The sequence below is a fragment of the Provencibacterium massiliense genome (assembly GCF_900169495.1).
Lineage (GTDB): Bacteria > Bacillota > Clostridia > Oscillospirales > Ruminococcaceae > Harryflintia > Harryflintia acetispora.
In genome coordinates this window covers 73,886-96,984 of the sequence record NZ_FWCH01000008.1, presented here as the reverse complement: position 1 = coordinate 96,984, position 23,099 = coordinate 73,886, and the positions used below count along the sequence as shown (strand labels likewise).

Sequence of the window (23,099 nt, the reverse complement as noted above, 5' to 3'; positions counted from 1 at the left end):
ACCCGGCACTTTGGGACAAGTTGTCCCGAAGTCTGTTGTCTGCGTCACCGTTGCTTATCGCTCCTGTTCCTTATTTTTGCGCTCGTCCGACAGGCCGAGCAGATGATCGATATTCGCCTTGACCGCCACGGCCTCCCGCATTTCCTGCTGGGCCGCCCGGTACTCGGCATAGAGGGCTTTTTTTCGCGCTGCAAGTTTGCGGCGTTTTTCTTTTAGCGCGTCCATCTTCGGGAGCTTTTCACCGTCCAGCAGCTCATTGAGTGCCGCCTTCGCTGCCCGGTAGTCGGCCAGCTCCGGGCCATGCTCGGCCAGATATTTCTTGCTGTACCGGGCCGCCTTGTACCCCTCGAACACAGGCCGGGACTTGGCGTACTGCACCACAGCCTCCATCAGCGCGGAGGTTTTGGCGAGGTCAGCCTCGGTCTGACGCAGTTCCCCGGCCAGCGCATGAAACCGCTGGGCCGTTCCGTCAGCTTGCGCAGCGAGCTGGTCATACTCGGTGAGCTGGTGCTCCTGCAAAAACATGAGGGCTGCTGCCATCTGTTTGAGGTTATACACCTTGGCCCACCGTTCATAGGCCGGGCCTTTGCCGGAGCGCAGACGCTCCTGTATATCCACAATGAGATTGACACGCCTGGGCGTGGGAGCCGCCGCATCGTGGATATGCGGGACGGGTCGTTTCCCGGCAATCACGGCTCGAATGTTCTCGGGATCGTAACCTTCCCCAAGGGTGGATGCCCGGAGCCGCGTTGCCCGTTCCTGTCCGGGAACAAGGAACGAGATCACACCGCCGCGCCCATGCTTGACCGCATACCCGGACTCCGCCATGAGCCGCAGAAAGTCGGCAAAATCGGCGGGGCCTTTTGCGAGAGCATCGTTGATGGCAAGGCGCAGCCTTTCTTTATAAGAGGGCTGGCGCTCGGCTCCCAGCCATGCCCCATAGTGAAGAAAGCGGCCCTTGCTATGTAGCTTGGGATTGAGGATCACGGACAGGTCATTTTCCAGACACACCCGATCCGAGAGCCGCCGCACAGCGCGGGCCGAGCCGATGAAATCCCGGAACTTCCGGGTACAATCCAGCGAAGTAGAATTGTAGTAAATATGGTTATGGATATGCTGGCGGTCTGTGTGGGTGGCAACGAAAAAGGCGTACTTGCCCTTCGTCCAGCGCATCGCCGTTTCGTAGCCGATGCGATTGGCCTCCTCCGGGGTAATCTCTCCGGGCTTGAACGCCTGCCGGATCTGATAGCACAGCACATCGGCATCCCGGCGCTGCTCCCGGCCCGTGACAGCCCGGTACTTTGCCTTGCTTAACAGGAACTCCGCATCGGCGGTCATGTGGTCGCAGGCATAGGAAGAAATCAACTCGCCACCCTGCGTCTTATCCGGGTTTTGTCCGTATTCAAACCGATCCTTCAGCGATTGCGCGATAGTTTCTCCCTTGCTGATTTTGTGCTTTTTGAGATAGGTCGTTGCCGTAGGCAGCCCTCCTTCCTGTAAGAAAAACGGCGGCTGTGTTCAGCCGCCGTCATGCTACCTTGGGACAAATTGTCCCGAAGTATCAGCCTGTGATGAAGCCCCGCAGAGCAAAGTTGAGATTGTGCAGCTTATCCACCAGCCACTCCGCGATGGCCGGGATGCCATAGGGAGAGATCAGAAACGCAAGGACAAGGAACACGATCCCGCCCAGCGTCTGGCCGCTGATGAACAGGGCCACGGCAAGCAGGGTCAGCACCACACAGGCCACAACGAAAACCGCAGTTGCCATACAGAACAGAAAAGACACCACGGCGGCCAGAACGGTGAGCACCACCACAAAGGGGGCGGCAAGGATTTTCAGAACGATCATAAGCGGCTACCTCCTGTAAAAGTTGATGGGTTTCCTCCTACCAATATTATAACTCCGCCCATATAAGCAAACAAGGATGTCGATGGCCGGGCTACTTTGGGACAAAATGTCCCAAGGATTATATCTCAATGATGCGAATTTCCTTTTCGTTTGCCTGTGCAAAACGAATGGTGTAAAAAGTGCCGCCCGTGGATCTCCCGTCATAAACGGCAATTACCCGATCCGAGGAAAGTACCATGTAGCGGTTGCGTTCATGGTAGCATTGGCGATTGGATTTTTCAGACTGAACATACACGCGATCACAACAAGCAAGCAATTCTTGAAACAAGGGAGATTTAGCATTGATACGGTTTCGATATGGGAGCGCGGCCTCCAACTGCAAACAGCTATTTTGTTTCTTTTCCGCTGCAACTATGGCGGCAAAAGTGAGATCAACACCATCGGCAAACCCGGAGATAAAACGGGTATATCCCGCTGCAATCGCAGCCAGCACTTCTTTCCGTAGTGCTTCTTCCACATACTGCTCCTTGCCGACTGGCACATCACGATGGCCTGTTACACAACAAGTTTTCTCTCCCATTATCCAAACCTCTTTTCTGAAATTGCCCCGCCTTGGTATGGGCAATATTGCCTATCACGCTTTAGGTCAATTATAGGCAATAATGTTTATATAAGCAAGCGTGAAAGGAGGTAGGCCGGATGATCTCATACGCCCCATTGTGGGAAACTATGAAGCGCAAAAATGCAACCACATACACTTTGCAGGTCAAAGGGGAGATCAGTAGCTCCACGGTGCGTAGGCTGAAAGCGAATGAATCCGTTTCTACCAACACGCTGGATGCCCTTTGCAGAATACTTGATTGTGAGCTTGACGACATAATCGCATATTTGCCCGATGAAACAGAATAATGCGGGGAGCAAGGTATAAACCTGTGCTCCCCGCGTTTTGTTATAGCTCCACCACCTCCGACAGCTTTTTAATCAGAACGGACAGCGGCCCCCACAGGTCTGCATAGTCCTTTTGCAGCGCAGCGATCTCCGAGGGGTAGATGCCGTAGGTATTGGCATGGATCGCCACTTGGTTGAGGTTGTTTGCACACCGCCGCTGCAAGGACACCAGCTCCCGCACATCCGCAAGATCAACATGGAGCACATACCCATTGAGGGCCATTTTCCGCATATATGCTCCCATATTTTGAATACCCGCCTCGGCCATGCGCTCATAGATCAGCTCCTGCTCCTCGGGCGTTACCATGACATTGAGATGGACGCAGCGACGGCGCTTTTTCGTCAACGCTCCTCGCGCTCCCTGCTGCGGCGTTTGGGCGGGATCTCCCGCACCTTATCCAGCGGCTTTTCCTCGGGCGGGAGCACCGGGGCCGGGCCGTTGTTCAGAATACCGTCGATCATATTATAGTTCTGCTCGGTGGTGAGTTCCGCGCTTTTCAGCGGGTCATACTTTTCGGGCATAGCGATCCTCCTATCTGTCGCCCCTGTCGGGGGTAGTCTTTTTCGGGGCAGCGCGGCCCCGGTCAGCCTCGGCCAGCTTTGCGGCCTCTTTCATCTGCTGGGCAATCGTGCGGGGCTTGACCTCCTGCACCTTATACATCCGCTTGTAGTCGGCGGCTCGATCCTTGAAATCCTTTTGAGCCGATGCCTCGTCTGCGTGGTAATGGCCCCAATAATAATCCCGCCGCCCGTTCTCTTCGGCAAACTGCCATGTGACAAAGGGAGCCGGGACTTTGGGGTTTCCATGCTCCGCGATGGCAAATCCCCGTTTGTTGTCAAAGAGAACGGACTCGCGGATCACATATCCGGCGTTTTTCTCCACGGTACACCTCCTTCAAAAAGTGGAAAGTATTTTGCGAAAACAGGGGTGGGGTATGAAATGATACACCCCACCCCACAAGCGGCCCCGAAAAGCCTTGATACAGGCGGTTTTTTCGGGCCTAATTTTCCACGGGTCAGCGCCTTGTTTTACGCATATAATCCCGCTTCTGTTTTCGCAGGGCAGTAGCGGAACAGGCCGCAGAGCAATACCGTGTCCGGCCATCCGGGAGGAAAGGTCGCCCACAGATCGGGCAGGGCCGCGTTTCCGGGACCGGGCCTTCGGCGGTCAGCGCCGCCTCCAGCACCGGATCATTGGGCAGAACGGCATCCCGGAAGTAGCGGCAGTAGGCTCCCGTCCAGCATTTCCCCAGCATATAACAGGGGCCGTCCAGCGGTAAGCACCCATACTCCCGATCATAGTTCGCACACAGGGAAAACACCAGCTTGCGGATCGCCCTCTTTTCCTCGCGGGTCAGTTCCCGGCTCATACCTCGTCCTCGTCCCAAGGGGGCGTATCGTCCTCGAGATCGTCAAAGGCATCCAGCTCGTCCCCGTAGTCCTCCTCAACCGCTTCTGTGGCCCGCTGCTGCTTGGGGCGGTAAACCTTGAAATACCAGCCAGCACCGCCGCCCACGGCGGCAATCGCCAAAATGAGCAGGATCGTACCCATATTGCCGTCTGTGTCCTCGGGCTGCTCCGGCTCGGGATCGTCCACAGGCTCGGTGTCCTCCACCGGCTCGGGCTCCACGCCCACGCACTCGGTCATGTTGGTGGCGCATACGGGGCAATCGGTGTTGATGGCCCCGGCCATGCACTTATCCGTACAGGCACAGGCGGGGACTTCCATCCCGGCGGCTTCCATAGCAGCCAGCAGATCGGCCTCGTCCACAATGCTGAAAAAGTATGTTTCGTACTGTTCGCCGTCCTCGTCCACGGGCTTATCGTAGTCAATGACGATATAGAATGTATTGCCGCCGCTGGTCTGGACGGTGATAAACTGCTTGTTGGTGTGCTCGTCATAGAGCAGATCGCGGGTGACAAGGTTGCCCTCGTCAGAAAAGCCTACCCCCGGCTCGGTGGTGGGGGTAGGCTCCTCCAGCCCTTCCCACTGGTCGGTAGGCTCGATGTACTCGTCACCGCCCCCGGCATGGGCCGTCACGGTAAAGCCGCACATGAACACGGCCACGCAGAGCGTCAGTAAAAGAACACGCAGCTTTTTCATTCCGCAGCCACCTCCTCGGACTTCGGGACATTTTGTCCCAAGGTTTTCCCGGCCCGGAGCTGCTGGAGCACCAGCGGCAGCTCCGCGAGAGGGATGCTCATGCCGCGCACGATGTCCACGATCTCGCTGTTTTCAGCCTCCACCTTGCGCTGTTCCAGTTCTTTCAGTTTGGTCTGCTGTTCCGCGATTTTGGCCTTGACCTTTTCGATCTCGGCTTCGATTTTCGCGCTTTTCGTAGTTGCCATAGATAACCTCCTTCACGATAACCGCCCGTAGGCGTAGAAATGAGACTGCCAGTAGCTTGTGTTGAGATTGGCATACCCGATGGGATCGCCACAATGGAGCATCCAGCCATCGCCCACATAGATACCCACATGGGAAACGCCGGGGGTATCATAAGTCCCGGTGAAGAACACCAGATCGCCGGGGCGGGGTGAGCTGGTGCGGCGGCTGATGTTATACAGCCCCTGCGCCCCCAACCGCCCAAAGTCCCAGCCGCATTGATTGTAGACATAGGACACGAAGCCGGAGCAATCAAAGGATGTGCTGGGCTTGTACCCACCCCATACATAGGGATAGCCGATATATTTCTCGGCCTCCTCCAAAATGGCGGCAAAGGTTTCGTCGGCCAAATACGCCTCCGGGATCTCATGCTCCACGGGATCGGCGGTGTACTTTGCCACATAGGGGGACGATGGAAACAGGTCTGGACGGTTGCCCAGCGCCGACATATACAGGGCGTACCGGGAGAGCTGATCCTCGCCCATAATGTAGATGGGCAGATGGGACAGGTTGAAGTTTTCCAGCGTCACGGTGCAAATGTAGTAATCGTAATAGACCCGGTATGTGTCGGTATGGGTGTTGCCCTCTTCGTCCGTCCATGTGTCCGTTTCGAGGTAGTAGCGGCGCTCCGTCACCACCGTTTCCGTCAGAATGTACTGCTTTTCAAAGAGCATTTGCAGCGTTCCCTGTACCTCGTCCACCGTCCACGCCCCTTCGTGTATGGCGCTGATAATAGACAGCAGCACATAGGGATCGTGTTCAATGTCATCCAGCTCAAAGTGGTATTCGTCATAATCGTGAGTGCTTTCGTAGCTGTCCAGATAGTCTTGCAGCTCGGCCTCCAGCCCGCAGTAGGCGGCCTCGGCCCCGCGCAGATCGGCATCCTCGGCGGCATAGGTGGACGCGCCGATGGCCCCCACCACGCCGTTGCCAATCGTCACCGCAGAGGACATACACGACTGCATGAGCACCAGCAGCAGAAAACAGGCAAGGAACAGCAACACCCCCACAGGATGCCGCTTGACAAAGGCCACGGCCCGGGCCGCCAGCTTTTCCGTTGTGACCGCCGTTTTCTCTGCGGCCTTGGCCGTCTGCTTTGCAGCCTCCCGCGCTTGCTTTGCGTATTGCCGCTTGATTTTCTGCTTTTGGATATACCGGGACACCGCGCCGCCCTTTTGCATTTCCGGGTGGGCCTCCACCGTGGCCCGGTACCGATAATCCGCCGTAGCCTTGATGTGCCTGGACTCGGCCTTTTGCACCGCTTTGGCCGGGTGCTCCCGGATTTGCTTTTTTACATACCGGGATGTGGAGCGCAGGGCGGCCTCACCGACCAGCTCGGATCGGTGGGCGCTTTCGGTGCCGACATTCTCATGCTCTACCTCATATAGCTTGCCATGCACATACCCATGAACGGTTGCACCCGCCGCCCGGCCCGCCTTTTTCACGGGGCCGGACTTTTTCGGCGGTTTCTGCTTTGCCAGCTTTTTCTTGGCCTTATCCAGTTGTTCGCCGCGCTTTTCCATACGCAGCTTGGACTCGGCGGTTTGCTCCTGCTGGCTTTTGGCTCTAAACTTGCTTTTGGGGGACTTTGGGACTTTTTGTCCCGAAGTGGCCCCGCCCTTATTCGTCCTTTCGCTCATGGGCCATATCCTCCGGGCGGGTGGTCAGCAGATTGTAAATCTCACCCTTGGGGAAACGATCCACAAACGGGATGGTCACGGAGCCGTAGAACAGCAAACCCTCGCCGGAATTGCTATGGGTGATATAGGAGAGCTGATGCTCGGAAATGCCGAGCTGCTTTGCGAGGATCGCCCGGTCACTTTGGGCCTGTGACAGCAGGATCATAAAGTCGGTGTTATCCAGAATGGCCTCGATTTCCCGGCTTGCCAGCAAGTCCTTCACATTCTGCGTCAGCGCCGAGGGGACGCAGCCCTTTTTACGGAGCATCTTCCACACGGCCACAAAGTAGCTGGCCGTCAGCGGATCGCGGAGCAGAATATGGAACTCATCAAAGTAGCACCAAGTAGCAAGGCCCTCGGCATGGTTGGTGTTGACAGCCGATGTGACAAACTCGTTTGTAATGTGCATGGCGATCTTGCGGAGGTTTTCGCCCATGCCTTTCAGAACGATGCACACCACACGGGCATCCGTCTGGACATTGGTGGGGTGGTTGAACAGGTTGAGGGAGCCTGTGCAGTAGAGCTCCAGCGCCGTTGCCACACGCCGGGCCTCCGGCTCCGGCTGTTTCAGCAGTTCCTCATACAAGTCCTGCAGCAGCGGCATATCCCCGCTACCGATCCCCAGCGCCAGCTCCCGGTAGACCAGCCGCACACAGCGGTCAATGACCGTCTTTTCGATGGGCTGCAAGCCCTCCTTGCCGCCCACGATCAACTCGCACAGGGACAACAGGAAGTCGGCCTTCATGGACAGGGGGCTGTCCTCGTCATTGGTGGATAGCTGGATGTCCATAGGATTGATATGGTTGGGGCTGTCCGGGGCGATCTCGATGACCTGTCCACCCAGCCGCCTCACCAGCGGGGCATATTCGCCCATCGGGTCTACCACCACGATCCTGTCGCTGGTGGCAAGGAACACATTGATCAACTCTCTTTTTGCCGCAAAGGACTTGCCCGATCCCGTGGAGCCGAGGTACATTCCGTTGGCCGATTTCAGCTTTTTGCGGTCAGCCATGATGACATTATGGGAAAGGGCGTTCATGCCGTAGTACAGGGCCTGTCCGTCCATACGCAGCTCACGGGTCATAAAGGGAATAAAGATCGCCGTGGAGCTGGTTGTCATACCGCGCTGGATCTCAATGCCGTTGTACCCCAGCACCAGCGAGGACAGGAAACCCTGCTCCTGCTGCCAGTCCAGTCTTTTCAGAGCGCAGTTGTATTTCTGCGCGATGCCGGACACGGTAAATACATCGTTTTCCAAACGCTGGCGGCTGGGCGCAAGGTTGATGACGGTAAAGGTCAAAAGGAACATTCGCTCGTTGCGGGATTGCAGATCGGCCAGCAGCTCTGCCGCATCCTTGGAAAAGGTAATGAGGTCGGGGGGCAAAATCTCCATATCGTACCCGGCCCGGACAGCCTTTTTCTGTTCCTCGGCCTTCATGCGTCCAATATCGGAGATTTTACCCTTGATGGTTTTAATGGCCTTGAGCTGATCCACCGTCTGAACATGGAGCGTCACCGTCAGCTCGGCATCCAGCTCCAAGATTTCAGCCAGCAGCTTATCCGACATTTCCGACGCCAAAATCTGCAAGTAGGACGCAGCTCCCCAAGACTGGCCCACCCGGAATGTACGGCTCTGCCGGAAGTCGAAGCTGTCCGGGGCAATAAAGTCTTTCGTACCCATGCCAGTTCTGGGAATATCCTTCCACGCAAATCGGAAAGGCTCCCGACTGCCGGGGTGGAGCTGCCCATGCAAGGCGGCCAGCCGATCCCGGCCATCGAGGGGCCGGGACTGTACCCCCAGCCGCTTGAAGTTGCCCATCACATCGGCCTCTACACGATCCAGACGGGGCCGGGCCTCGGCCACGCTGCCAGCGGGCAGACCAAAGGTGATGTATTTGGAGCGTTCAATGCCGTTGTTGCTTTTGGCAATCTGGCCTTTGAGCATATCCACGAACTCGCCCCGGATGCTGTTGAACGCATCCTGCTGGGCCGGGATATTCACCTTGTAACGGTGGGTAGACCGGGAACGCCGATTGACGAAAGAAAGCTGGAACGGCAAGGAACTGTCAAAGTAATTGAGGAATGAGCTCCAGCCGCCAAAGATAGCAGTCTGATCCTCGGTGGACGCAACGGCATAATTGATGTCCTCATATTCCACCGTTTTCGTGTAAAGCCCGCCGGGGAGCTGACAGATGCCGTCCGGGTGCATCGCCACATAGGGGATCGTCTGCTGGGCAGACACCACGGCCCGGCGCTTACTTGCCTTTGGCTTGCTTTTACTTTTTGTTTTCTGCAATAGGCTCCTCCTTTCCTGTGAATGACGCATAGATGTTCTGCGTCTTGTAGGGCCTCACACCGGGCCGCAGAAACCGGGTGTTGAGGATGTTTCGCAGCACCTTTTCAAAGGGCAGCCCGTCTTTTTCATACATGGCCATCATAAAGGCCGGGAGCATGATCACCAGCATGACGAACAGCGCCCCGGTGTTGCCGATGGCACCACGGGAGAGCAGATAGGCCGGGACGCCCACCGCCGCGCCGATGCCGAAACAGACAAGCTGGCGTTTGGTGAGGTTAAAGGCGATTTTCGTTTTGATTTTGGATAGGTCGTTGGGGACATTTACATAGGGCATCCGTCACACTCCTTCCTTGGGACAAATTGTCCCGAAGTCCCGGATTGTCGGCTCCACCTCGTTGCCCCATACATCCCAGCCGGGCGGGGTCTGACGGGCGAACAGCTCCACACGGGGCAGATCGCCCATGAGGGAAATAATTTTGTCCCTCGTTTCGTCCGGCTTTTTGCTATGGGCCTCGATGGGAGAAATGATAAACTGGTGGACATCGGCGGCCTGCCGTTTGGGGTGGCCCCGTGTGGCAAGCAGACAGATCTCCGCGTTGCCCCGCGTCCAGAAACCCAGCCCATAAAACCAGCTATCGGCCTTCTTGTTCTTTTTCAGCCACACAAAGGCCACGGATTTATAGTTGAAGCCCCACGCCTTAATGAGCCGCAGGGCCTCCGGGAGCTGCGGGAATGTTGCCCACATGAAAAGTGCGCTGTCCGGGGCCGCAATCTCGGCCACAGGCAGCGCACATAACTCGTCTATGCTCATGGTGGGGTAATGGTTTTCAGCCGCCCCCTGTACCTTGCTCCGCTGGTACTGCCAAGGGGGATCGGCATAGATGATGGAATATCCTCCGATATTGTCACACTCCTTTCCCGCCCCCGGCCACGGCCAGCCGCGCCTGTTCAATGCGTTCCACGGCGGGGCCGTAGAACACGGGGGCATTTTCAAAGCAGATGAAGCGGCGGCCTGTGTTCAGCGCGGCAACGGCAGTTGTGCCGGAGCCGGCGCAGATGTCAGCCACCACCTCGCCCTCGTTGGTATAGGTCTGAATGAGGTACTCGCACAGCTCCACAGGCTTTTGTGTGGGGTGGATCGTGTGCGACACCGTAGGCACAAAAAGGACGTTGCTGGGATAGCGTCGCCCATCGCTGGACTCGGTGCCGACCCGTTCAAACTTGCCATAGTTGGGACTGCTCCCGCTTCGGGCATGGGTTTTGCGGTACGGCTCCCCATAGGTGAACTGCGGATTATATACCGGGGGCTTTTGGTAGAACACCAAAATGTTCTCGGACTTTTTCAGCGGGGCGCGGTTGGCATTGAGAAAGCCTGTTCCGCGCTCTTTGTACCATATCCACTCATAGCGGAGCATGGCAAGGTTGGATGCCCCCAGCACCTTATCATAGGGGCATTGGGAAAACAGCAGCACCGCGCCGTCCGGCTTGACCGCCCAGCGCACCGCCTCCCAAAACTCGATCAGCGGCAGCGGCACATCCCAATAGTTCCGGGTCGTGCCGTATGGGGGATCGGTCAAAAGCATATCCACCGAATGACGGGGCAAGGAGCGCAAGCCCTCGATCCCGTCCATAAGGAACAGGCCGCTGGGCTCCAACACCCGGCCATCCGGGGCCTTTGGGACTCGTCGGCACAAACTCCGCTCTGCTACTTCGGGACAATTTGTCCCGAAATCCGCCCGCTCCGTTGCGCCTCCTCTCCCCACAAAGTCTGCCGACTTTGCGGGGTACCCCTTGTTTTCCAAAGTGGTTTTGTTCATGGCGTTGTCCTTTCTTAATGCGCGCCGAATATGCTCTTTGCCACCGAGCCAGTTTTGAACAGGGTGAAGCACAGCAGCACCGTATAGCCGATGCAGCTCCAGATCGCCCCGATGGGATCGCCGCTAGTGGCAATACCCTGTACCAGCACCGCATAGATGGCCACGCACACAAGGATCAGCAGACCTTGGAAACCGACAGCAAACAGGGACTTGATATAGTTCTGGCCCATACTGCCAATTTCACGGTTGGAGAGCGTAGCCACGGGTATGGGGGCCAAGCTGGTGAGCAGATATATTTCAATCATGCGCCCATAGACGATGACGAAAATAATAATGTTCAGCGCAAGCATGGTAATGTGAATGAGGAACGACTGGAGCCACAGACCCAGCAGGGGGCCGACTTCCATCGCCTCCAAGGTAGCCTCCAGATTATCCAGCATGGACGCGCTGATGTCGGTGGAGCCGCGCACCAGCCCTGCGGCGTTGGCAATCACGCTCTGGGACATATCAAATACCGCCATGACGATATTGAATGTATTGGAGAGAATGAGAATAGCCGCCGCCGTTTTGAAAATCCACTTGAAGAAAATCCAGTAGTCCAGATCGTGTAGGTTGTTCTTTTCGATAATGAGCTGGATCAGCTCATAGGTGGCAACAAAGGTTAAAATCAGACCGGCAATCGGCAGTATCACCGTTTCAGAAAGCTGCCGTATGAGGGAAAAGACCCCGGCGTTCCAAGCCGCCGGGGTCGTCCCTACTTGCACCGCAATCTCTCCGACACGGGTATTGACCGTATCAAAAAGGCCCGTGAGGTTGCCCATGATACCCTCAATCAGCAGCCCTTTTATCCAGTCTGTAAGCCAGTCGGTGAGAAATCCCATAAGCTAAACCCTTAAAACAGGGAGGACAGCAGGGGGATCAGAGTGGTGCCGAGCACGATGATGCCGCCGCCAGCCATGAGCTGCTTCATACCCTGGCTCTTCGCGCCGGGGTTATCGGAGCCGTAGCCCTCCAGCAGGTTGACAACGCCCCACACGCCAAGGCCAGCGCCGAGGGCAATAACGAGGGTCTGCAAAGTGTTGATGGCAGAAGCGAAAAACTGCATATATTACTCCTTTTCTCCGGGCTATACCCGGCCATGAAAAAAGCCGCCCCGTGTAGGGCGGCAGCGTCCGTACCTCGGGACTCGTCGGCACAAACTTCGCTTTGCTACTTTGGGACAAAATGTCCCAAACTCCGCACGCTCCGTTGCGCCTCCTCTTCCCACAAAATCGCTGATTTTGCGGGAACCCTAAAAGCCCAAGGTTTTATACAAAAGCGTCTGGATCGTCGAGGTCGTCATAGTTGAGGATGTCCTCGTCCTCTTCTGTGAGCGCCTCGGCGGGCACATCCACTTCGTACACCTCACAAGCCTCGTTGGGGCCGGGCCGCCTGCGGCGGTTTATCAGCCTGTCGAGGTTAAAGGCGTTTTTCTTGTCGGCCTCAGCCGTAAACTTGTAGTTGGGGTGTTGCTTCAGATCGTATTTGCGGGAATAGAACGGGGGCAGGCCCCGGAGCTGCAAGATGCACCGATCACCGGGCATTGTGGCAAGCTCGCTGGGGGTCATCAGCTCCCGGCCCAGCCGCTGGATGTTTTGGCTGTAACTTTCGGACTGGCCCCGTGTGCGGCCATCCGTCTGCATGGAGATCGTGGACTTGCCCAGCCAGTTTTCCGATATTTCCTTGATAGTGCTGGCCTCGCGGCCACCGAGGAATATCACGCTGTCCATGTTGCCGAGGATCGTTTCCGCATTTTTATCGTAAATGGCCTTGCATTGAGCAAGCTGCTGATAGAGCAGTACAAGGCTCACCTCGCGGGAACGAATGACGGCCACCAGCTTTTCCAGCCCCGGCACTTGGCCCGTATTGGCCGCCTCGTCCCACAGGACGCGCACATGATGGGGCAAGCGGCCCCCATGCACATTGTCGGCCCGTTCACACAGGAGATTGAACATCTGCGAAAAAGCGAGAGCGACCAAAAAATTGTAGGTGCTGTCCGTATCGCTGATGCAGAAAAATGTTGCCGTCCGTCTGTCACCCATACGGTCAAGTTCCAGTTCATCGTAGCTCATAATCTCCCGGAGCTGGGGGATGTCAAAGGGAGCCAGACGAGCACCGCAGGAAATCAAAATGCTTTTGGCCGTCTTGCCGCTGCTTAACTTGTACTTTTTGTACTGCTTCACAGCAAAGCAATCCGGCTTTCGCTTTTCCAACCCGGCAAACATATAGTCCACCGCGTTCATAAAGTCCTCGTCATCCTCCTTGACCTCCATGCCGGAGATCATGTCCACCAGCGTATTCATATTGCGATCTTCCTCCGCGCCCTCGAAAATGATATAGCCCAGCAGGGCGCAGTATAGGAGCGTTTCGGCCTTCGTCCAGAACGGATCGCCCTCTTTGCCCTCGCCCTTGGTGTTGGAAATAAGGGCATTGACGAACTTTAGGATGTCGGACTCGTTCTTGATATACGCCAGCGGGTTATAGTGCATGGACTTGGAGAAGTCGATGCTGTTGAATACCTTGATTTTGTACCCCCGCTTTTGGAGAAAGCTGCCCACTTGGGACAGGACGCCGCCCTTCGGGTCTACCACCACGAAAGAGGAATGGGCCTGTAAAAGCTGGGGCGTGAGCCAAAAGCGGGTTTTGCCCGAGCCGGACGATCCGATGACACAGGTATTGAGGTTTCGGGCGTTGGCCGGGATCTTGGGCCGGGTGTTCATGGTGAGAAACTCCGTCCCGGTCAGAATGACATTGTTTTCAAACTTGGGATCGACAAAGGGCTTGATGTCCTTTTCGTTTCCCCACCGGGCCGAGCCGTACTCCTCGTCACGCCGGAACTTCTTGGCTTTTTTACTTTTCATGTGGATGAACAGACGGAACGCCACGGCTCCCACGATACCAACCAGCCAGTCAACAGGGTTTAGCCCCGGCGCGAAATCGGCAAAGGCCGGGCCGATAGTCTGGCCGATCCCCATCACTTTTGTTAGGAAACCCGCACCAGCGGCCAGCCGATAGGCCGTACTCAATTTGAGGAACGCCCAGCCGATGAACACATACGGGATATTGGGAATGAGGAATTTTCGGAGCTTATCTGTTTTCATGCGCCGCCTCCTTCACACGCTCCCGCTGTTTGGGCTTTTCACGGGTGAGCTGATCTCCGGCCCGCTTGATCTGATCCCGGATGGGGATGCGCCTGGACTTGGACTTGTTCAGCACCTTTTTGGAATACTCCGAGAAACAGGCGGTCATGGCATCAGCCTGTCCCGCCTTGAAAAACAACAGGTATTTGTCCGGGCCTGTCTTGTAAAAGGCATAATCCACATTCCACTTCCGGGCCACCCGGTCAAAACTTTTGGTATCGCCGGACAGCTCCAGACTGTTGGTAGACACGCCATGCCGCATAAGTTGCTTGACCGTCTGTTTGCCGTGAGGGATCTGCCGGGCGCGGTGTTCTTTGGCGATTTTGCGCCCCACAGCGGCCACCACATAGGCAAGGCTCCGCGCCGTCAGCTTACTGGCCCGGACGGAAACTGCAACAGTACGCCGGGAAATATCTTCTTCTATCAGCTATGCCGCCTCCTTTCTCACCTCGGGACAAGTTGTCCCAAGGTGGGGTTATCGTTCCGTATGGCCCAGCGTGGGCCGTTTCCGTTCCCCCTCCAGCGAGGAACGGTCTATAATTTCCTTGAAAGCTGACATCTGCTCCCGGATGGACAGCTTGGGCATGGAGAAAACGCGGTGCTCGTCGGGAATGTCATCCCGGCCCGTGTAGTGCTCTATAAAGCTGCTGCGGTTGTCGGCCACATATCCACCGGGGGCATAGTGGCCGCCGTCATTGATCCGCACATCCCGCCCGTATGCCTCATAGTCGATATAATCAATGAGGTGTTCCGGGACTTCCACACCGCCGAACTCCAGCACATACATACGGCCCAGCTCCTCGTCACTACGGACACCGGAATAGAACTCAAAGCAATCCAGATTTTGCGTGAGGTTGATTAAGTCTTTTACGCTACCTGTGTATTCGCCAGCGTCTATGACCGCCTCAAACTTTTCTATATCGCTCTGATCCATTTCCGACAGCAGCGCGGCCAGATAGTTGAGCTCGTCAATGCTTTCATATTCGCCCAAGTGCTCATGCAGCCCCAGTACATCGCCGTCAAAGCTGGTTATGAAAATCTCCTCATACCGTATGCCGTCCACGCCGATGCGCTTTAAGAGGGACTGTACCTCCTCCGCCGTGGTGGGAAATTTCAGCGTTTCGCCCACAAGCTGCCCCTCGGCATATTTGCCGAGGTTGGTAATGTAGGCTTCCAGCAGGGCCGCCATATCAGCGGCGGCCCTGTCCCTTGACCGTCAAGATGCCCTCCAGCGTGGTTGCCGTGATACCCAGCCGCTGGGCAACAGCAATATCGTTCTTCATAGCCTCGGTGACGGTATGGCCGCACACCACCAGCACATGAGAGCGTTTGAGCAGATTACGGGCCATGTCGATCCCGCTTTTATGCTCCTCGGGAATGGCATCATTGAGGAACAGGGGATGGAACAGCGTGGGGCAGATGGGCGAAAAGCCCGCCTCATACACGCTGCGGCAATACTGCGCCGCCTGTTTTGCGTTTTCGGCATCGCTGCCGCACCACGCAGCGGTGATATATGCGAGGGGTCGTTTCATTGTTAAAACCTCCATTCAATGAAAAAACCTCGGGACAAATTGTCTCGAGGTTACAGGCTCTTATCCGTTTTCTTTTCGGGCTTGCCCAGCTCGGGGGGCTGCTTGGCCTTCCAGTCATCCAGCAGGGCCATGATCTGATCCTTCATCTGACGGGGGGACTTGTCCTTGCCGAAATACTTTTCCAGTTCCGCGCTATTGATAATCACCTTATCAACCTCCTTCTTTTCTTCCATCAAAATGCCGTCGATCACATCGCCGTTCAGCTTGCCCTCTTGATCCAGCTTGCGGAGCCGCTGGGCTTGGGATAGGGACGGAGAGGACTGCTGGCCCTCAATGGACACGGCGATATACTTCTGATGTTTGGGCCGGATAAAGGAAATCTCCACGGCGGGGGTAAATGCCAGCTTTTTTTCGTCCAGCATTTTCTGCAAATCCGGCACCAGCTCGGTCAAGCGGATATACCGCTGTACCTGTTTGTAGTTCATGCCGTTGCGATCACCCACGATCTGCGTGGAGCGTTTACCCGCCTCCTGTGCGTCCTCACCGGGACGAGCGCCTTGGTGCTTGATGGCCTCCACCTGCATTTTCAAAGACTGTGCCTTTTCCGTGGGCAAAATCTTTTCGCGGTGGCGCAGGTTGTCATCCGTCATAGCGAGGATGGCCTCGTCATCGGTCATGTTACGGACAATACAGGGCATATTCACAAACCCGGCCAGCTCGCTTGCCCTCTGGCGGCGGTGGCCCGCGATGATCTCATACCCGCCATCCTCGGTGGGGCGCACCAGCGCGGGCTGGTTTACACCACTTGCCCGGACGGACTCCACAAGGCCCTGCATCTCGGCATCGTCACGGACACCAAAGGGATGGTTTTTGAACGGGCGCAGCTCGGACAGATTGAGGTAGACAATTTCCTCTTTTTCTGCGCGGGTAGCGTCACGGGGCGCGGCGGGCTGCTCCGGCGCGGCAGGGGCGGGAGCCTCCTGCGGATTGGGTGCAGCATTTTCCGGGGCAGCCTTACTTTGGGACATTTTGTCTCGCGTGGGCGGCTTGGCCTTGTCGGGGGCCGCCTTGTCAGCCTTTGCCGGGCGGCCCTTGCTGGCCTTGGCCGCTGCTTTGTCCTTCGACTCCGTGGTTTTCTGCTTGGGAGCCTTTTCCTTCGGGGCCTTGTCCTTTCCGGCCTCCTCACGGGCGGCGGCGAAATCCACCACCTTGCCAGAGGGAGCAGGGGCAGGATCACTCTTGTCCGGGGTGGCAGTCTGCTTGGCCTCCTTGTCGGGCTTGAGCGGCTCGGGAGCCGCAGGGCTGGGAGCCTCCGGGACGGTGGGCTCCGCCTTTTCTGCGGGAGCTGCCTTTTCAGCCGGGGCGGGATCTGCCACAACGGGCTCGGCCTTGCCGGGAGCAGGCTGCTCCTGCGCGGGGGCCGTGTCAGTCGTTTCTGCCTCGGGGCCGATATTCTTTTTATCGTCTGCCAATGTCAAACCTCCTTTGTCTTGAAATGAAAAAAGCCAGCCCGATGGCTGGCAGCAGATAAGGGACTCCTCCTTTCAAGTTGTGGTGTATGAAAACGCCGCCCATAGTCTCACTCGGGCGGCGTAATGCTCAATATGAAATTGTTTTAGAATAAATACCTTGCTTGACAACTCGGATTTAATTTTAGATTAGATTTTTTCGCGGTGGCCTTCGTTCCACATTTTTTCATCGACATCGGCCATCATCAGCTTTAACAGGATGTCCGACATACTTTCACCGTTTTTATCATAACGGGGCTCCACGATAAAAACGCGATTGCCGATCTCATATCTTTGCGGCTCACCAGCTATATATTCTTTCTCCATACTCAACACCCCCTTTCGCTATGGAACAAGGAAATTATACCATGCGAAAAGGGAATTGCGGTATCGAGCTTGTTTTCAAATTTAGTATTGATATGCGGTCTGGCCCCAGCTATAATGAATTTCAAGAAAAACGCCGATGGTTTTGCGGCTTTTGGTGGGGTGTCCCGCGTATTGAACGCTCTATTGGCCCGATTTAGAGGGGTATGTAACCGATCTAACCGGGAGAGCGCTTGAATGGCATTCAAGAGGTAGTCGGTTCGATCCCGATCGTCTCCACCAGTAAAGACCGCACAGGAAACTGTGCGGTCTTTCTCCTTTTAACGCGAAGCGCTTTCCACTGCGGCGGAAAGCGCTTTTTATTCTGCTACCCGGAAGCTGACCGCTGCCTCTCCCGCCCCCAGGGCCTCAGACAGTCCGGCGGGATCATCTATCCGGCCAATCGTGGTATAGCGGTGGGAGGTGGAAAAGCTCTCATAAAAAAGCACCAGGCAGTCGGAGCCGTAGAGCATGAGATCCCCCGCCTGGATTTCGGATGGGCGGCCGGCGTCGGCGGGCAGGCTGTCGGAGAAATAATAATATTTTTCATTCCCGTTCATCTCGCTCATGCGGAGGGTCAGCGGCAGCATTTGCATCAAGGCGCGGGCCGTTTCGTTGTCGTTCAGGGTGACGGCGAAGCGCTTGTCGCCCACCGTGATTTGTAGCTGCGGCATCGCAGTGTTTTCCATTGGAGAAGCGGGCTTCTGTTGAGGGGCCTGTGGAGCCGGGGCAGGGATTTTGGCTTCCTGCGGCAAGGCGTCCTCTTCCACCTTATCGATCTGTACCTCCCCAGCGAGGGAGGGGATCAGCTCGGCGCCGGACACCGCCTCCCCGAGCGCATACAGCCCGGAGGCTCCGCCGCAATTCCCATAAAAGAGTGCCACGTCCCCCCAAGGCTCGTAATAGGCAAGGGTACCCGCCGGGCCCTGCGCCAGGGGGGCGCCGCTGGTATCAAGGCCCTCGGGCGGGTAGAAGATTTTTTCGCTCCCCGCATAGTCCTCGATCCCGACTGACAGAGGAAGCTGCCGGTAGAGGGAACTTGCCGCGGCGCTGCCGTTGAGCCGGAACATGACGGCAGCGCCGCCGTCCATCTGCACCTGGATCAGCGGGCCCTGCGCCTCGTCCGGTGAGGAGGTGGGCCCGGTGGCGGCAGCTTCGCTTTCCGGTAAAGAGCCGGACGAAGAAGGTGGGCTCTCATCCGGTGGGGCCTGCGGCGCGGGGCGCGCCTCCACGTCCCCGCCGCAGGCCGCCAGGGAAAGGGACAGCAGGAGCGCAGCTAAGGGGCGCCCAATATTTCTTCGGGACGGGGAGTGAAACTGCGCCCCTCCCAAAATATTGAAAGATGCGCCTTCAATACTTTCATATGGGTGCCTCCGGAAGCGCGACAGCCTTTTCATACCGCTTCCCTCCTTCAAATCGCCCTGCCCATCTCAAAGGCTTTCTCCAGGGCGTGGTTCCCCCGAATGGCGCCGACGGCATCGGCGCCGCCGCCGAAGACGGTGCCGGCCAGCCGCGCCTTTTCAAAGCAGGCGATCCAGCCCCCGAGGCCTTTGATGGCGCCGTCCATGGCGCTCTCCTCCTGCTCTGCCGCCGCGGCCAGCAGGTAGATGTCCCGGAAGGCGTAGCCGGCGCTGTACAAGGGGTTGGAGCGGTCGAGCATGGTTTTCATCTGACCGCACATCTCGTAGTAATAGATGGGGGTGGCGAAGACGATCACGTCGGCGGTGCGCATTTTCTGGGCGATGGTGTCCGCGTCGTCGCGGATGACGCACCGCTGGGTCTTCTGGCAGCAGAGGCAGCCGGTGCAAAAGCCGATGGTTTTGTCATGCAGGCAGATTTTCTCCACCTCATGGCCGGCTTCCCGGGCGCCGTGCGCGAAGGCCTCGGCCAGCGCGTCGGAATTGCCGCCCTTGCGGGGGCTGGTGGAAACGATCAGGATCTTCTTATTCATCAAAGTACCTCCTTCAGCCGGCTATAAACTGGCCTTCAAAATCCCCAGGACCTCTTCCCGGCTCAACACCTTATAACCACCCTCCATGATGAAGGTGCCTTGGGCTATACCCTCGAGCATCTCCTCGGTGACCCCGAGCTCCCGCAGGCTCATGACGAGGCCCAGCTCCTTCATCCAGGCTTCCATCCGCCCGAGGCCCAATGCCGCGATCTCGCGGTCACTCCCGCCCTCGGGGTCCACTCCCCAGACGTTGACGGCGAAGCGCCAAAACTTGGGCAGGCCGTAGGGCAGCAGGTAGCGGTAATAGGGCAGCGAAACGGCGGAGAGGGTCATGCCGTGGGTCGCGTCGGTATAGGCGCCGACCGATTGGCCGATCATGTGGACCATCCAGTCGGTGGCTTTGCCCTTTGCCACGAAGGTGTTCAGCGCCCAGGTGGCGATCCACATGATGTTGCTGCGGGCCTCGTAGTCCTCGGGATTTTGGAGGGTGATCAGGCTGCTGTGAATGAGGGACTTCATCAGCCCCTCCATCACATAATCGGAGGTGTTGTCGTCGGTTCCCGAGAAATACTGCTCGGTGATGTGGTTCATGATGTCGTAGAACCCGGCAACCATTTGGTAGCGGGGTAGTGTGAAGGTTAACCGGGGGTTCAGGATGGCGAACCGGGGGAATACGTTGTCCCCGAACACATGGCCGATCTTCAGCTTCTGCTGGTGGTTGGTGATGACCGCGCCGCCGTTCATCTCGCTGCCGGTGCCCGCCATGGTCAGCACACAGCCCACGGGGATGATCCGGTTATCCACCTCCTCCATGCGCAGGTAATACTTTTCCCAGGGGTCCTCCTTGCACCAGGCGCCGACGGACACGGCCTTGGCCCAGTCGCAGACCGAGCCGCCGCCCACCGCGAGGATCAGGTCCACGTCGTTTTCCCTGGCCGCCTTGCAGCCCTCGTACAGCTTGTCGGAGGTGGGGTTGGGCAGGATGCCGGGCAGCTCGACGACCTCCTTGCCGCTCTCCTTCAGGATAGCGGTCACCTGGCCGTACAGGCCGGACTTCTTGATGGAGCCGCCCCCGTAGGCCAGCAGTACCTTTTTGCCGTACTTTTTGAGCTCGCCGCCCAGATTGTCCAGGGCATCCTCGCCGAAATACAGGCGGGTGGGGTTGCAGTACATAAAATTGCCTAACATGGATGTTTCCTCCTTGATATTGTAAAATGGTCCGTTTTTCTATGACCTCCAGGCCGTCTTCACGGCCTGGAGGGGAATCTCTTTGATCACCCTGGCGGGGACGCCGCCCACCACCGTATTGGCGGGGATGCCCTTCGCCACCACCGCGCCGGCGGCCACGACTGCGCCGTCTCCGATGGTCACGCCGGGGCAGACGGTGGCGTTTGAACCGATCCAGACGTTCCTGCCGATGACGATGGGCGCGGGGTGCATATCCTTCCTGTGGTGGGGGTCCATCTCATGGTTGAGGGTCGCCAGCACGACGTTATGGCCGATCAGGCTGCCCGCGCCGATGGTGATGCCGCCCTGGTCCTGGAACCGGCAGCCGGAGTTGATAAAGACGCCTTCGCCCACGGTGATGTTCCTGCCGAAATCGGTGTGGAAGGGCGGGAACAGCGCGAAGGAGCGGTCCACCGGCTTACCGGTGATCTGTGAAAACAGCTCCCGGATTTCGTCGGGATCATGATAGCCGCTATTGAGCCGGGCCGTCAGCTTCATCGCTTCAAACGCGGCTTTGCTCATAAACCGGTGCTCCTGCGATCCGTTCACCACCCGTTCCCCACGGTTCAGATGATCCAAAAATTCCTGCAGCTCCATCTTTAAAACCCCCTTGCGTTTCCCTGCCCGGTCCGGCGCTGGAGAGGGCGCCGCCTTCAGGTCCAGTATAGCAGCGGGGATGATGGATAGCAAATACTTATATGACATATTTGTCTATAGTTGACAGGCATAATCGTGCATGCTATAGTGGAGAAAAAGGAGGCTTCTCGATGGAATTGCGCGTTTTACGCTATTTCTTGGCGGTCGCGAGGGAGGAAAGCATCTCCGGTGCGGCGGATTATCTGCATCTGACGCAGCCAACCCTCTCCCGCCAGCTGATGGATCTGGAGGAGGATCTGGGAAAAAAGCTCTTCATCCGGGGCAACCGGAAGGTCACTCTCACGGAGGACGGGGTCCTGCTGCGCAAGCGGGCCAGTGAGATTGTCGAGCTGGTGGAGAAAACCGAATCCGAGTTCCGGGAAACCGAGGAGGTCACCGTCGGCGACATCTACATCGGGGGCGGCGAGAGCGACGCCATCCGTCTGATTGCCCAGGCCGCCAGAGAGCTGCAGATCAAATGCCCGCAGATCCGGTACCATCTGTTCAGCGGCAACGCCGACGACGTGGGGGAACGGCTGGAGAAGGGGCTATTGGATTTCGGGATCATGATCGAGCCCAGCGACATGAAAAAATATGATTACCTCAAGCTGCCGGTCACCGATGTCTGGGGGGTGCTCATGCGCCGGGACAGCCCCCTGGCCCAAAAGGAGACCGTCCGTGCGGAGGATTTGTGGGGCGTGCCGCTGCTCCTTTCCCGGCAGGCGCTGGGCAAGAGCCGCCTGTCCGACTGGCTGGAGCGCGGCTACGATTCCCTCTGCGTCGCCGCCACCTACAACCTGATCTTCAACGCCTCCCTGATGGTGGAGGAGGGGCTGGGGTATGCGATCACGCTGGACAAGCTGGTAAACACCAGGGACGAGGGCAGCCCGCTGTGCTTCCGCCCGCTCGAGCCGCATCTGGAGGCGCCGCTCTACATCGTCTGGAAAAAATACCAGGTATTTTCCCGGGCGACACAGCGGTTTTTGCAGATGCTCCGGGAAAAATTCCAGTAACGGTGCTTCTATGCCGTTTTGATGCCGAAAGGATGTATACTGGCAAGGAGGAGGGAGCGAATGATTCAGATTCTGATTGTCGAGGACGAAAAGGCGATCTCCAACCTGATCCGCCTGAGTTTAAGCAAGGAGGGCTACGGCTGCACCTGCGTCTACGATGGGACCGCGGCCGCCGATCTGCTGGAGCAAAACAGGTACGACCTGATCCTGCTGGACGTCATGCTCCCTGGGATCGACGGCTTCGAGCTGATGGAATATATCCGCCCCATGGAGATCCCGGTGATCTTCATTACGGCGAAGAACGCGGTGGCCGACCGGGTGAAGGGGCTGCGGGCCGGGGCGGAGGACTATCTCGTCAAGCCCTTCGAGATCGTGGAGCTGCTCGCGCGCGTGGACGTGGTGCTGCGCCGGTACCTAAAAAGCGAGATGGTCCTTTGGGTCGGCGGGCTGGCGATCGACACCTACGCCATGCAGGTGAAGCGGGACGGCCGGGAGATCGGCCTGACGAAAAAGGAATATGATCTCCTTCTGCTGTTCGCCCGGAACCCGCGGCGGGCCCTCTATCGCGAGACCATCTACGAGCGGGTCTGGGGGGAGGAATACCAGTACGGCAGCAAGACGGTCGATCTGCATGTGCAGCGGCTGAGGAAAAAGGTCGGGTGGGAGAACCTGTTGCAGGCGGTCAACAAGGTCGGCTACCGCCTCGAGGTGTAAG

29 protein-coding genes are annotated in these 23,099 nt (G+C 57.5%); 3 read left to right on the top strand and 26 right to left on the bottom strand.

Annotation, left to right across the window (positions count from 1 at the left end; genetic code table 11):
• Positions 1–54: 54 nt before the first annotated feature.
• The 3 genes from B5477_RS01285 to B5477_RS01275 form a co-directional block, all read right to left on the bottom strand.
• On the bottom strand, positions 55–1,419 hold the full coding sequence (locus tag B5477_RS01285) for a relaxase/mobilization nuclease domain-containing protein (protein WP_071429069.1): 1,365 nt from the start codon (positions 1,417–1,419) through the stop codon (positions 55–57).
• Between the two features lie 142 nt (positions 1,420–1,561).
• Positions 1,562–1,849 (bottom strand): CD1845 family protein, encoded by a 288-nt coding sequence (locus tag B5477_RS01280; protein WP_015544968.1) that lies wholly within the window; start codon positions 1,847–1,849, stop codon positions 1,562–1,564.
• A gap of 118 nt (positions 1,850–1,967) precedes the next feature.
• Positions 1,968–2,429, bottom strand: coding sequence for an SLOG family protein (locus tag B5477_RS01275; protein ID WP_015574141.1), 462 nt, complete (start codon positions 2,427–2,429; stop codon positions 1,968–1,970).
• 119 nt (positions 2,430–2,548) lie between these two features.
• Here B5477_RS01275 and B5477_RS01270 point away from each other — a divergent pair, with 119 nt between their 5' ends.
• Positions 2,549–2,758, top strand: coding sequence for a helix-turn-helix domain-containing protein (locus B5477_RS01270; RefSeq protein WP_015544970.1), 210 nt, complete (start codon positions 2,549–2,551; stop codon positions 2,756–2,758).
• A gap of 40 nt (positions 2,759–2,798) precedes the next feature.
• On the opposite strand, the gene B5477_RS01265 is transcribed toward B5477_RS01270, so the two are convergent.
• From B5477_RS01265 to B5477_RS01150, 23 genes are all read right to left on the bottom strand, one after another.
• Positions 2,799–3,143 carry a plasmid mobilization protein gene (locus B5477_RS01265; protein ID WP_022131683.1) on the bottom strand — a complete coding sequence of 115 codons (345 nt, stop codon included), beginning with the start codon at positions 3,141–3,143 and terminating at the stop codon, positions 2,799–2,801.
• On the bottom strand, positions 3,140–3,319 hold the full coding sequence (locus tag B5477_RS01260) for a DUF4316 domain-containing protein (RefSeq protein WP_015544971.1): 180 nt from the start codon (positions 3,317–3,319) through the stop codon (positions 3,140–3,142). Before B5477_RS01260 ends, B5477_RS01265 begins: the two co-directional genes overlap by 4 nt.
• 10 nt (positions 3,320–3,329) lie before the next feature.
• On the bottom strand, positions 3,330–3,680 hold the full coding sequence (locus B5477_RS01255) for a hypothetical protein (RefSeq protein WP_022131682.1): 351 nt from the start codon (positions 3,678–3,680) through the stop codon (positions 3,330–3,332).
• A 133-nt stretch (positions 3,681–3,813) separates the two neighbouring features.
• Positions 3,814–4,167 carry a cysteine-rich VLP domain-containing protein gene (locus B5477_RS01250; protein WP_015544972.1) on the bottom strand — a complete coding sequence of 118 codons (354 nt, stop codon included), beginning with the start codon at positions 4,165–4,167 and terminating at the stop codon, positions 3,814–3,816.
• Positions 4,164–4,901, bottom strand: coding sequence for a DUF4366 domain-containing protein (locus B5477_RS01245; protein WP_015574142.1), 738 nt, complete (start codon positions 4,899–4,901; stop codon positions 4,164–4,166). Before B5477_RS01245 ends, B5477_RS01250 begins: the two co-directional genes overlap by 4 nt.
• Positions 4,898–5,146, bottom strand: a complete 249-nt coding sequence (locus tag B5477_RS01240) for a DUF4315 family protein (protein WP_015574143.1) — start codon at positions 5,144–5,146, stop codon at positions 4,898–4,900. Before B5477_RS01240 ends, B5477_RS01245 begins: the two co-directional genes overlap by 4 nt.
• 12 nt (positions 5,147–5,158) lie before the next feature.
• Entirely contained in the window at positions 5,159–6,823 is a 1,665-nt protein-coding gene (locus B5477_RS01235) for a C40 family peptidase (protein ID WP_143533521.1), read from the bottom strand.
• Positions 6,804–9,188 (bottom strand): VirB4-like conjugal transfer ATPase, CD1110 family, encoded by a 2,385-nt coding sequence (locus tag B5477_RS01230; RefSeq protein WP_407937709.1) that lies wholly within the window; start codon positions 9,186–9,188, stop codon positions 6,804–6,806. Before B5477_RS01230 ends, B5477_RS01235 begins: the two co-directional genes overlap by 20 nt.
• Positions 9,139–9,492: a PrgI family protein gene (locus tag B5477_RS01225; protein ID WP_015544973.1), complete on the bottom strand. Its 354-nt coding sequence runs from the start codon at positions 9,490–9,492 to the stop codon at positions 9,139–9,141. The genes B5477_RS01230 and B5477_RS01225 overlap by 50 nt, the downstream gene beginning before the upstream one ends.
• Positions 9,493–9,495: 3 nt before the next feature.
• Positions 9,496–10,044, bottom strand: coding sequence for an MT-A70 family methyltransferase (locus B5477_RS01220; protein WP_430408022.1), 549 nt, complete (start codon positions 10,042–10,044; stop codon positions 9,496–9,498).
• 19 nt (positions 10,045–10,063) lie between these two features.
• Positions 10,064–10,789, bottom strand: coding sequence for a DNA-methyltransferase (locus B5477_RS01215; RefSeq protein ID WP_076918095.1), 726 nt, complete (start codon positions 10,787–10,789; stop codon positions 10,064–10,066).
• 200 nt (positions 10,790–10,989) lie between these two features.
• The gene (locus B5477_RS01210; RefSeq protein WP_015574146.1) at positions 10,990–11,856 is read right to left on the bottom strand and encodes a VirB6/TrbL-like conjugal transfer protein, CD1112 family; all 867 of its coding nucleotides are present in this window, start codon (positions 11,854–11,856) and stop codon (positions 10,990–10,992) included.
• An 11-nt stretch (positions 11,857–11,867) separates the two neighbouring features.
• A complete protein-coding gene (locus B5477_RS01205) occupies positions 11,868–12,080 on the bottom strand; it encodes a Maff2 family mobile element protein (RefSeq protein WP_058722652.1) in 213 nt (70 codons plus the stop codon).
• Between the two features lie 202 nt (positions 12,081–12,282).
• Positions 12,283–14,115: a VirD4-like conjugal transfer protein, CD1115 family gene (locus B5477_RS01200; protein ID WP_015574149.1), complete on the bottom strand. Its 1,833-nt coding sequence runs from the start codon at positions 14,113–14,115 to the stop codon at positions 12,283–12,285.
• Positions 14,102–14,488, bottom strand: coding sequence for a PcfB family protein (locus B5477_RS01195; RefSeq protein ID WP_441210045.1), 387 nt, complete (start codon positions 14,486–14,488; stop codon positions 14,102–14,104). The genes B5477_RS01200 and B5477_RS01195 overlap by 14 nt, the downstream gene beginning before the upstream one ends.
• Positions 14,489–14,629: 141 nt before the next feature.
• Entirely contained in the window at positions 14,630–15,343 is a 714-nt protein-coding gene (locus B5477_RS01190; RefSeq protein WP_015574150.1) for an antirestriction protein ArdA, read from the bottom strand.
• Position 15,344: 1 nt separating this feature from the next.
• Positions 15,345–15,686: a DUF7768 domain-containing protein gene (locus B5477_RS01185; protein WP_015574151.1), complete on the bottom strand. Its 342-nt coding sequence runs from the start codon at positions 15,684–15,686 to the stop codon at positions 15,345–15,347.
• A 50-nt stretch (positions 15,687–15,736) separates the two neighbouring features.
• Positions 15,737–17,158 (bottom strand): ParB/RepB/Spo0J family partition protein, encoded by a 1,422-nt coding sequence (locus B5477_RS01180; RefSeq protein WP_087154058.1) that lies wholly within the window; start codon positions 17,156–17,158, stop codon positions 15,737–15,739.
• Positions 17,159–17,344: 186 nt separating this feature from the next.
• A complete protein-coding gene (locus B5477_RS15155; RefSeq protein WP_015574152.1) occupies positions 17,345–17,521 on the bottom strand; it encodes a hypothetical protein in 177 nt (58 codons plus the stop codon).
• A gap of 356 nt (positions 17,522–17,877) precedes the next feature.
• Positions 17,878–18,954 (bottom strand): cyclophilin-like fold protein, encoded by a 1,077-nt coding sequence (locus B5477_RS15260; protein ID WP_242942090.1) that lies wholly within the window; start codon positions 18,952–18,954, stop codon positions 17,878–17,880.
• 14 nt (positions 18,955–18,968) lie between these two features.
• The gene (locus tag B5477_RS01160; RefSeq protein ID WP_079698015.1) at positions 18,969–19,508 is read right to left on the bottom strand and encodes a flavodoxin family protein; all 540 of its coding nucleotides are present in this window, start codon (positions 19,506–19,508) and stop codon (positions 18,969–18,971) included.
• 21 nt (positions 19,509–19,529) lie between these two features.
• The gene (locus B5477_RS01155) at positions 19,530–20,696 is read right to left on the bottom strand and encodes an iron-containing alcohol dehydrogenase (protein WP_079698014.1); all 1,167 of its coding nucleotides are present in this window, start codon (positions 20,694–20,696) and stop codon (positions 19,530–19,532) included.
• A gap of 39 nt (positions 20,697–20,735) precedes the next feature.
• Positions 20,736–21,332 (bottom strand): DapH/DapD/GlmU-related protein, encoded by a 597-nt coding sequence (locus B5477_RS01150; RefSeq protein ID WP_079698013.1) that lies wholly within the window; start codon positions 21,330–21,332, stop codon positions 20,736–20,738.
• A gap of 170 nt (positions 21,333–21,502) precedes the next feature.
• On the opposite strand from B5477_RS01150, the gene B5477_RS01145 reads away from it, so the two are divergent.
• The gene (locus tag B5477_RS01145) at positions 21,503–22,384 is read left to right on the top strand and encodes a LysR family transcriptional regulator (protein ID WP_079698012.1); all 882 of its coding nucleotides are present in this window, start codon (positions 21,503–21,505) and stop codon (positions 22,382–22,384) included.
• A 60-nt stretch (positions 22,385–22,444) separates the two neighbouring features.
• Positions 22,445–23,098, top strand: a complete 654-nt coding sequence (locus B5477_RS01140; RefSeq protein ID WP_079698011.1) for a response regulator transcription factor — start codon at positions 22,445–22,447, stop codon at positions 23,096–23,098.
• The last annotated feature ends 1 nt before the right edge of the window (position 23,099 follow it).

Bases quoted from the DNA above. Each gene is read 5' to 3' on its own strand.
- B5477_RS01225 (WP_015544973.1), bottom strand. From the start codon at position 9,492: ATGCCCTATGTAAATGTCCCCAACGACCTATCCAAAATCAAAACGAAA.
- B5477_RS01275 (WP_015574141.1), bottom strand. From the start codon at position 2,429: ATGGGAGAGAAAACTTGTTGTGTAACAGGCCATCGTGATGTGCCAGTC.
- B5477_RS01210 (WP_015574146.1), bottom strand. From the start codon at position 11,856: ATGGGATTTCTCACCGACTGGCTTACAGACTGGATAAAAGGGCTGCTG.
- B5477_RS01190 (WP_015574150.1), bottom strand. From the start codon at position 15,343: ATGGCGGCCCTGCTGGAAGCCTACATTACCAACCTCGGCAAATATGCC.
- B5477_RS01235 (WP_143533521.1), bottom strand. From the start codon at position 6,823: ATGAGCGAAAGGACGAATAAGGGCGGGGCCACTTCGGGACAAAAAGTC.
- B5477_RS01150 (WP_079698013.1), bottom strand. From the start codon at position 21,332: ATGGAGCTGCAGGAATTTTTGGATCATCTGAACCGTGGGGAACGGGTG.
- B5477_RS01155 (WP_079698014.1), bottom strand. From the start codon at position 20,696: ATGTTAGGCAATTTTATGTACTGCAACCCCACCCGCCTGTATTTCGGC.
- B5477_RS01205 (WP_058722652.1), bottom strand. From the start codon at position 12,080: ATGCAGTTTTTCGCTTCTGCCATCAACACTTTGCAGACCCTCGTTATT.
- B5477_RS01260 (WP_015544971.1), bottom strand. From the start codon at position 3,319: ATGCCCGAAAAGTATGACCCGCTGAAAAGCGCGGAACTCACCACCGAG.
- B5477_RS15260 (WP_242942090.1), bottom strand. From the start codon at position 18,954: ATGAAAAGGCTGTCGCGCTTCCGGAGGCACCCATATGAAAGTATTGAA.
- B5477_RS01240 (WP_015574143.1), bottom strand. From the start codon at position 5,146: ATGGCAACTACGAAAAGCGCGAAAATCGAAGCCGAGATCGAAAAGGTC.
- B5477_RS01245 (WP_015574142.1), bottom strand. From the start codon at position 4,901: ATGAAAAAGCTGCGTGTTCTTTTACTGACGCTCTGCGTGGCCGTGTTC.
- B5477_RS01140 (WP_079698011.1), top strand. From the start codon at position 22,445: ATGATTCAGATTCTGATTGTCGAGGACGAAAAGGCGATCTCCAACCTG.
- B5477_RS01215 (WP_076918095.1), bottom strand. From the start codon at position 10,789: ATGGACGGGATCGAGGGCTTGCGCTCCTTGCCCCGTCATTCGGTGGAT.
- B5477_RS01160 (WP_079698015.1), bottom strand. From the start codon at position 19,508: ATGAATAAGAAGATCCTGATCGTTTCCACCAGCCCCCGCAAGGGCGGC.
- B5477_RS01250 (WP_015544972.1), bottom strand. From the start codon at position 4,167: ATGAGCCGGGAACTGACCCGCGAGGAAAAGAGGGCGATCCGCAAGCTG.
- B5477_RS15155 (WP_015574152.1), bottom strand. From the start codon at position 17,521: ATGGAGAAAGAATATATAGCTGGTGAGCCGCAAAGATATGAGATCGGC.
- B5477_RS01280 (WP_015544968.1), bottom strand. From the start codon at position 1,849: ATGATCGTTCTGAAAATCCTTGCCGCCCCCTTTGTGGTGGTGCTCACC.
- B5477_RS01270 (WP_015544970.1), top strand. From the start codon at position 2,549: ATGATCTCATACGCCCCATTGTGGGAAACTATGAAGCGCAAAAATGCA.
- B5477_RS01145 (WP_079698012.1), top strand. From the start codon at position 21,503: ATGGAATTGCGCGTTTTACGCTATTTCTTGGCGGTCGCGAGGGAGGAA.
- B5477_RS01185 (WP_015574151.1), bottom strand. From the start codon at position 15,686: ATGAAACGACCCCTCGCATATATCACCGCTGCGTGGTGCGGCAGCGAT.
- B5477_RS01230 (WP_407937709.1), bottom strand. From the start codon at position 9,188: ATGCGTCATTCACAGGAAAGGAGGAGCCTATTGCAGAAAACAAAAAGT.
- B5477_RS01200 (WP_015574149.1), bottom strand. From the start codon at position 14,115: ATGAAAACAGATAAGCTCCGAAAATTCCTCATTCCCAATATCCCGTAT.